This is a genomic window from Arthrobacter sp. Y3223164, assembly GCF_059091005.1.
In genome coordinates, this window is sequence record NZ_JBNHGF010000607.1 from 1 (window position 1) to 1,151 (window position 1,151).

Here is a 1,151-nt window from a genome sequence, read left to right on the forward strand (position 1 = left end):
CGCTGGCCGGCGGCTTCCGGCTCGAACAGGTGGAGCGGTGCAGCAGGATGCCGCTCCCCGCCGACCAGGACAGTCTGGCGGCCCACGCGTCGGCGGCTGCCGGGAAGGCCGGCGCGGACTATCGCCTGGTCGAGTGGGCCGACAGTTGCCCGCCGGACTGGGTGGACCAGTACGCGGCCCTGCGGCAGCGGATGAGCACCGACGTCCCGCTGGGTGACCTGGACTGCGAGGAAGAGGCGTGGGATGCCGCCCGCGTCCGCCACCATGAGGAGGAGCTGCGGCGCAAGGGCGGCCGCTGCCTGGTGGTCGCGGCCGGGCATGTGCCCAGCGGCCGGCTGGTGGGCCATACGGTGCTGGAATTCTTCCCGGAGCAGCCCGAGGTGGTCTTCCAGGAGGACACGTTGGTGCTGCGGGCCCACCGCGGCCACGGCCTGGGCCTGTGGATCAAGGCCCGCAACCTGCAGCGGGTGGTGGAGGCGTGGCCGCAGGGGCGCCGGCTCTACACCTGGAACGCCGACGAAAACAGCCACATGCTGGACATCAACACCGCCCTCGGCTTCGCTCCGGCCGGGTACGAGGCAGCCTGGCAGAAGAAGCTGCGTCCGGGGCCGCAGGCCGGGGAGACCCGCCCGGCCGGCGCCGCGTGACGGCGTACCGGGCGTGTCGCCGGAGCGTCATGCTACGCGCCGGTAACCGGCAGCGGCGGTTACGATGTCAGCGCGCCGGCATGCTGCCGGGTGTGGCGGGAGGGCCGATGGAACGCAGGACGCTGGTTGACACGGTGGCGGAAGACCTGCTGGAGCAGATCATCGCCGGCCGGATGGCGCCCGGCGACGCGCTGCCCACCGAAGCCGAGATCGCCGCCCGGTCGCAGGTCAGCCGGCTGACTGTCCGGGAAGCCCTCACCATGCTGCGGGCGATGAACGTGATCAGCATCCAGCGGGGCCGCGGCACGTTTATCAATCCGCCCGGGTCGTGGACCTCGGTCGAGGCCGTCGTCCGCGCCGCGGCGCACAGCATGAGCGACTCCGCCGCCTCGCGGCAGTTGCTCGAAGCCTGCAGCCGCTGCCGCATCGCGTCGTTGTTCTCCTCGGTGATCAGCCGGTGCGGGGTCTGCAGCGTGAACACGGTGAGCGTGTGGGCTCCGGCTG

Annotated in this window: 2 protein-coding genes; both read left to right on the top strand. The window is 72.1% G+C overall.

The genetic code is table 11. The annotated features are described in order from the left end of the window. Nucleotides 1-647 (top strand): GNAT family N-acetyltransferase (locus AC5RUJ_RS16800; protein WP_494156307.1); only part of this gene is annotated, 647 nt, incomplete at its 5' end. Nucleotides 648-754: 107 nt separating this feature from the next. Continuing rightward, nucleotides 755-1,151 (top strand): FadR/GntR family transcriptional regulator (locus AC5RUJ_RS16805; protein WP_494156308.1); only part of this gene is annotated, 397 nt, incomplete at its 3' end.